At 73.5% G+C, this 6864-nt stretch carries 6 protein-coding genes and 1 tRNA gene; all 7 read right to left on the bottom strand.

Annotated features, from left to right (window positions below; all coding sequences use genetic code 11):
* Positions 1-224: 224 nt before the first annotated feature.
* Positions 225-298 (bottom strand) — tRNA-Lys (locus ABZ453_RS09975).
* Positions 289-876 carry a bifunctional DNA primase/polymerase gene (locus ABZ453_RS09970; RefSeq protein ID WP_359013457.1) on the bottom strand — a complete coding sequence of 196 codons (588 nt, stop codon included), beginning with the start codon at positions 874-876 and terminating at the stop codon, positions 289-291. Before ABZ453_RS09970 ends, ABZ453_RS09975 begins: the two co-directional genes overlap by 10 nt.
* Positions 877-1006: 130 nt before the next feature.
* Entirely contained in the window at positions 1007-1372 is a 366-nt protein-coding gene (locus ABZ453_RS09965; protein ID WP_133046399.1) for a hypothetical protein, read from the bottom strand.
* A gap of 375 nt (positions 1373-1747) precedes the next feature.
* Complete coding sequence (locus ABZ453_RS09960; RefSeq protein ID WP_359013455.1) at positions 1748-3082, bottom strand: AAA family ATPase; 1335 nt, start codon at positions 3080-3082, stop codon at positions 1748-1750.
* The gene (locus ABZ453_RS09955; RefSeq protein ID WP_359013453.1) at positions 3079-4680 is read right to left on the bottom strand and encodes a hypothetical protein; all 1602 of its coding nucleotides are present in this window, start codon (positions 4678-4680) and stop codon (positions 3079-3081) included. Before ABZ453_RS09955 ends, ABZ453_RS09960 begins: the two co-directional genes overlap by 4 nt.
* Positions 4671-5822 (bottom strand): hypothetical protein, encoded by a 1152-nt coding sequence (locus ABZ453_RS09950; RefSeq protein ID WP_359013451.1) that lies wholly within the window; start codon positions 5820-5822, stop codon positions 4671-4673. Before ABZ453_RS09950 ends, ABZ453_RS09955 begins: the two co-directional genes overlap by 10 nt.
* Complete coding sequence (locus tag ABZ453_RS09945) at positions 5773-6720, bottom strand: phosphatase PAP2 family protein (RefSeq protein ID WP_359013449.1); 948 nt, start codon at positions 6718-6720, stop codon at positions 5773-5775. The genes ABZ453_RS09950 and ABZ453_RS09945 overlap by 50 nt, the downstream gene beginning before the upstream one ends.
* Positions 6721-6864: the final 144 nt, after the last annotated feature.

Genomic DNA, 6864 nt, shown 5'->3' with positions numbered 1-6864 from the left:
TGGCGAGGGCCTGCCTCAATGGCGAAGGCCCCCCGCGTCTGCGAGGGGCCTTGCTGTCTGTGCGCCGCCAGGGACTCGAACCCCGGACCCGCTGATGCTGCATTGCCCCGGGGGATGACCCCCGGACCCCCAGCCGCCCTGCCGTGCCGGTGGGAATCGGGTGCTGGCGAGGGCCTGCCTCAATGGCGAAGGCCCCCCGCGTCTGCGAGGGGCCTTGCTGTCTGTGCGCCGCCAGGGACTCGAACCCCGGACCCGCTGATTAAGAGTCAGCTGCTCTAACCAACTGAGCTAGCGGCGCCTGCTGACGTCGTAGACCTTAGCATCCTGATCGGCGGGAGGAAAAATCGATATGCGGACGGCGGCTCGCGCCGCTCTTACCGCAGCCCAGAGCACGATTTCGGGGCCCGGCAGCCAGGGGCGGCGGGTGTCGGGGGCGACCAGCCAGCGGGAGGCCGAGGGGGCGGTCGTGCCCAGCGGGGCCGGTACGGTCACCGCGTCGCCGGGGCCGTGACACAGCAGCGGCGGGATCGCGCCCGTACGGCCGAACTCCTCCCAGCTCAGCAGCGACGGCAGCCGCTGGGCCGTGCCCGGCGCGGCGAACAGCAGCATGCGGCCCCGGAAGGCCGCGACCGGGCCGGAGCCCGGCCCCTCGTCCCACAGCCGGTCGACCATCCGGCGCCCGAAGACCGCGGGCGCGTTGACGACGTCGAAGACGGAGCCGCAGGCGAGGACCACGGGGGCGTGCGGGCGCTCCTCCCAGAGGGCGAGCGTGCTGCGCGGATACGTTCCGGCGGAGGCGAGCCAGGCGGCTCCGTCCGGGGTGACCCCGCAGGCGTCGAGGCCGTCGGAGAACGGGTCGATGCGTTCACTGCTCATGGAGGACATGTCTACCGGCTGTGAACGTGTGGTTTCCGAGGGTTGCCGGAATCCGGGACAGCGGCGGGCGGCGGCGGGTATCTTGCCCGCCTGGCATATGCCAATCCGAAGCGAGCCGTATTCAGACTGCTCAGACGGGGTCGGCGGACCCGGCGCCCTCGACTCCGCGCATCAGATCCCGGCCGAACTCGACCATCTTCTTGGCGTAGTCCTCGGTCCATTCGGCCCGCTCCGCGATGTCCGCCGGCGTCAGCCGGTCGAAGCGGCGCGGGTCGGCGAGCTGCGCTGCCGCCATCGCCTGGAACTCCACGGCCCGGTCGGCCGCCGCGCGGAACGCCTGCGCCAGCTCCGTCGAGCGGGCCAGCAGGGCGCGGGGGTCGTCGATGGACTCCAGGTCGAAGAAGTGCTCCGGATCGGCGGCCGCCTCGGCGGGCTCGAAAAGCAGGGGCGCGGGGCGCAGCCGCGGTTCGTTCCGACGCGGCGTCTGCTCCGCCATGTCTTCTCCTCCTCGTACGTCGCGGAAGACCCTCCTGTGCATGGGCCACCGTCCATTGTCCCGCGCCCATGCAAGAGGGCACCGAATCCTCCGGCCGGTATCAAGGCCACCGGACCACCCGATGTTCCCGAGCCGCGCCGTTGGCCGCCTCCGCCGTGTGGGGGTGTCGTGCTGATCGCCTGCCTTGCTCGGAGCCGGGCGGGTGGTCAGGGCTGCCGGCTCACGCGGTGTTCCGCCAGGCGGGCCAGCACCGCATGGTTCGCCTCCCAGCCGTCCGGGCTGTATTCGTTGGCCGCCTCCGGCGGCGGGCCGGACTCCGTCCGGGGGGTGGGGGTGTTGTGCTGATCGCTTGTTCTGGTGGAGCCGGGCGGGTGGTCAGGGCTGCCAGGTCACGCGGTGTTCCGCCAGGCGGGCCAGCACCGCATGGTTCGCCTCCCAGCCGTCCGGGAACTTCACCAGCGTTCCCAGCTGGACCGGTTCCGTGGACGGGTAGTCGTCCAGCAGGTCGCCGACGCCGGCTCGGCAGACCACGATGCATGCGTGGCGGTGGCGGGAGGTCAGGACGCACAGGCGGCCCGTCTCCAGGTGGAAGGCGGTGGCGTCGGGGCGGCCGGAGAGCGGGTGCAGGATCACCGTGACGTCGAACTCCATGCCCTGCAGCCGGTTCGCCGTGTCCACGGTGACGTCCGCGACGCCCAGCTCCGCCAGGGCCGCCCGGACGGCCGCCGCCTGGTCGCGGTGGGCCGTGCCGACGGCGACACGGTCGGCGGTGAGGGGGGCGGGGACCGCCGAGCGTTCCGACGTCGCCGCGCCCTCCCGGTCCAGCAGCCGTCGTACCACCGTCGCCACCGCCCGCACCGCTTCCGGGTCCGTGCGCGGGGTGTGCCGCGCGGGCAGCTCCAGCAGGCCCCAGCCCGATTCGGCGGCCGCGTCGATCACCCGGTCGGGGCCGGAGCCGTCCGAGGGAACGCCGAAGGAGAGACGGCGGTCGTCGTGGTCCGTGCCGCTGCGGAAGGGCGTGTACGGGTAGAAGGCGTCCGAGACCAGCGGGGCCGCGGAGGCCGGGAGCCGCCAGGAGACAGGCAGGCGGTGCTGGGGAAGTTCGGGGTTGTGGGCCAGGAGAGTGGTCACGGCGGAGGCCGAGGGGTCGTACGACAGCCCCGCCCACTGCTCGCTGCCCACGATCGAGAAGGGATCCAGCTGACCCGGATCGCCCACGAACAGCGCCCGCTCGAACAGCCCCGCCACCGCCAGTAGCGAGTCCGAGCGCATCTGGTACGCCTCGTCGACGATCGCGTGCCGCCACTGCTCGTCGGCCTTCACATGCGCCCACTTCGCGGCCGTGGAGATCACCACCGGGAGCCCCGCCAGCTCGGCCGCCTTCGCCGACTTGCGCACCTGCGGCAGCTCGTCCAGCGCCTTGTCGTACGGGTCGGCGTCGCTGCTGTGCAACCGGCCGACCGGAAGCTGCGGACTCTTCTCGGCGAGCCGGACGACGAGGTCGTCGACCTGCGCGTTCGTCTGCGCGACGATCATCAACGGGCGCCCGGCGTCAGCCAGTTCGAGCGCCGCGCGGACGACAAGGGTGGACTTGCCGGCGCCCGGCGGGGAGTCGACGACCACGCCCCGGTGACCGCCGTGCAGGGTGTCGTGGAGGATCGCGTCGGTGGCCTCGGCGGCCGCCGCCCCGGGGTCGAGAACGGTGGTCACAGGACGTCCTCCGCGGTCAGGGGATCGGCCGCCTCGGCCACGGCCTCACCGGGCGGTCCGCCGTGCGTCCACGGCGTCTGCTCCGGATCGGGCAGCTTGGGGCCGCCGCGCTGCTCGTGCTCGAAGAGGGTGAAGCAGAGCCGGTCGCCCTTCTCCGGGACGGAGCCGGGCTCCGGCTCCTTGCCGCGGCCCATCTTGTCGAGCACGCGCAGCACGACGAGCGTGCCGCCGTCCTCGGACTCCTCGGCGCCGACGAACTCGGCCGACTGCGGCTTGCCGTCCAGCGAGCGGTACGCCTTGGCCCGCTCGCCGAGGTGCGGCCGGTCCTCGGTACGGATCGTGACCAGCGGGCGCGGGCTCGGCCGCTTGCTCTCGCTGTACGCCATCACGACCTCCGTGACCTCGCCCGCGAACGCCTCCCCGGACAGCCGTCGCCCCGCCATCACCAGCGGATCGTCGAGGGCCTCCTGTGCCTCCAGCCGGGCCTGCTCCCGCTCGCGCGAGGCGAGCTTGTTCGCGGCGGTGACCGCGTCGTCGCGGCGCGGCTGCGGAGGCTCGCCGGCCGTGACGCGGTCGCGGTGGGCGGTGAACGACCAGCGGTCGCGCGTCCACCGCTCCTCGACATGCGCTCCCTCGGGGAGGGCACCCAGCAGGTCGATGCCGTCCCACACCCGGTCCCAGGTGGGCCGGGTGACCCCCGCGATCAAGTCACGGATCTGCTGTTCCGCGGCGGTGAGTTCACCGAGCCGGTCGTCGGCCTCCAGACCGTCCTCGGCGGCGGCGAGGGCGGTCCGCGCGCGGTCGTAGCGCTCGATGGCCGGGGCGAGGAGCTTGTTGTCGAACGCGGGGTCGGTGGCCGGGCCCGCGGGCGGGCACAGCAGTTGGTCACGGGGGCCGCGGGCGAGCTCGGCCCGCAGCGCCGCCTCGGCTCCGGACAGGCCCTCGGGCGGGCCGATCCAGGCGAGCAGGGCGCCCAGGTGCTGGTCCTCCAGGGTGGACTGGCCGGTCGCCCAGTGCCGGGACAGCACGTCGGTCATGGCCAGCAGCAGGGACGAGCCGGGGACGCGGGCGCGCTCCCCGAAGTGGGTCAGCCACCGGCCGAGCAGCGGCACGCGCGGGGGCGCCGGGTACGGGGTCTCCGGGTCCTGCTCCGCCGTACGGCGGAAGCGCATGGAGCGGCCGAGCAGCCGTACGAAGTCGATGCCGGCGCGGCTCGGGACGATCAACTGCGGGGCGTCGGCGCACAGTTCGACCTCGACCTTGACCCGCTTGCCGGTCTCCGGGTCGGTCTCGGTCCGCTCGGCCACCTCCACGTCCTCGGCGTGGGCGTCGATGTACGGCAGCACGACGTCCGCCAGCTCGGCCAGGAACGCGAACCGCAGGTCCCGGTCGCGGGGCTGCGGCACGACGAGCAGCCGGGGCGCGTCCCGCTCGGTGCCGACGAGCGCGCCCAGCGGGGCACCGGCCTCACCCGCGGTGGTCAACGGCACGAAGACGAGGGGCCGTTCGGCCAGATGCCGGTGCCGGACGGTGGCGGCGGGCTGCGCCCGCCCGGTACGGACGGCTTCCAGCCGGCTGAGCGTGGAGATCAGGGACATGGTGACTCTCCGGTCCGCGCCCGCGGCGCCACGCCTTCCAGCGCCTCCGCACGCAGTTGGGCGGCCCTTCGCAGCGCTGCCACGGCAGGGTCCGTCGGGTCGCCGGCTGTTCCCTGGGCCGCCGCCCAGACCTCCTCGACGGTCGTCAGGCCGCCGAGTTCGGCGCGGACCGAGCGGCCGAGGGCGGTGACCGCGCCCGCCTCGCGGGAGCGGGCGCGGCAGTGGAAGGCCAGTTCGCAGGCGGACAGGCACTCGGGCGCGTAGGTCGCCGGGACCGACTCGACGGCCGCCGTCAGTTCCTCGGCGGGCAGGTCGGGGGAGAAGCACGTGCCCGCCGGGAGCGTGTCGGCGATGTCCTCGACGCGGGTGAGCCGGGCCAGCTGGCGGGCGGTGACCGCGCGCTGCTTGCGGACGTCGACGGCGGAGGCGGTGGGGAGGTTGGAGAAGTCCTTCGGGCAGACGAGCAGGACGCGCTGCCGTACCACCGGAGCCGGATCGAGGCGGGCGGCGACCTCCTCCAGGGCCAGGACGTACACCGCCGCCTGCCGGGCGGCCGCGCCGACCTTGGCCGCGTCCGCGGAACCGTCCAGCATCGGGAAGGACTTGATCTCGACGACCGTCCAGCTGCCGTCGGGGTGGACGACCACCGCGTCCGGCTCCAGGAAGGCGGGGGAGCCGGCGACGTCGAGGGCGAGCATCGGGTGGTCGAGGAGCGTCCAGCCGCCCGGCTCGGCGGAGGCCTCGCGCAGTGCGAGCGCCGTGCGGGCCGTGCGGCCCTCGGGGCCCGCCGCGGTGAGGTCGGGCACCTGCGCCGCGGTGGGCGGCTCGGCCGTGCGGTCCAGCTTCTCGTGCGCCAGCCGCAGCAGCTCCGCCCCGCCGTCCGCCTTGACCTTCGCCTCGAACGCGTTGCCCCGGGTGAAGGCGAACTGCGACTGCCCGAACACCGATGGGGAGCCCAGCGAGTTCGCCAGTGTCGCCTTGTTCACCCCGGCGCCGTCCAGGATGGCGCGCCGCCTGCAGCCCGGGTTGGCGGCGAGGGCCGCCAGGGCACGGGCGTCCAGCGCCTTGGCCGGGACGTCGGGACCGCGCAGCTCAGCGAGCCGCTGCCGCAGCGCCTTCCCCCGCGTCCGAGGGAGAGGCACCAGGCTCGGCTCCACTTCCGAACCGCGACTCGCGCTGCCGTGGAATTCGCTCACCCGCGGAAGTCTGGCATCCGCCACTGACAATTGGGGAACCCGCGACGCGAGAGGGCTCTGCGGTGAACGGCAGCCGCGCCTTCAGCGCGTCCACGCCCCGCAGCACGTACGGCGTCAGGAACAGTCCGACGCCCATCACGCAGGCGCCCGCGACCGCGTCCAGGAAGTAGTGGTTCGCGGTGCCCATGACCACGATCGTCGTCAGCAGCGGGTAGGCGACGGCGAGGACCCGGGTCGTACGCGTCCTGCCGTACTTCCACAGCATGACCCCGCACCACAGCGCCCAGCCCACGTGCAGACTCGGCATGGCCGCGTACTGGTTGGTCATGCCGCCGAGTCCCTTCGGGGCGCTCGCGGCACCCCCCCACCAGCCGTACGAGCTGTACTGGGCCATCGTGTCCACGAACCCGTGGCCCGCCGAGAGGAGACGGGGCGGACACGTCGGCAGCAGCGTGAAGCCGATCAGGCCCATGAAGGTGGACGTCATCAGCCAGGTGCGGGCCGCCCGGTAGTGCCCCGCGCGTGAGCGGAACAGCCAGATCAGGATGGCCGGGGTGACCAGGTAGTGCAGCGAGGCGTACCAGAAGTCCGCCGGGACGCCGAGCCACGCCTCGCGCGTGAAGAGCCGGTTGAGCGGGTGCTCGGCGTTGATGTGCAGGAACTTCTCGGCGCGCAGGATCGCCAGGCCGTGGTCGACGGCGCCGGAGGTGTCACCGCGGGCGAGGAGCCGGCCGGCCGAGTAGCAGGCGTACACCAGCATGATCAGCGGCAGTTCGGTCCACCAGCGCAGACGGGTGGGCGGGGTTGCAGCCTCGGTGCCAGGTGTCGTCTCGGTCTTCGGCATCCGATCGCCTCCCCCTTCGTTCTCGCGCGGCGTCCCGTGGTCGCGGGTCGTGCCACTTTACGGTGTACGCGCGCGCCCCCGTGGGGCGCCCCCGGCCCTCAAAGACGCAGAGATCGACCGTCGGGTTGCCCCAGGACAGCGTGC

The sequence above is a fragment of the Streptomyces sp. NPDC005799 genome, from assembly GCF_040630525.1.
GTDB lineage: Bacteria > Actinomycetota > Actinomycetes > Streptomycetales > Streptomycetaceae > Streptomyces > Streptomyces griseorubiginosus_B.
Note: the sequence above shows the minus strand (reverse complement) of the source record. Positions and strands in the feature narration are given on the sequence as shown.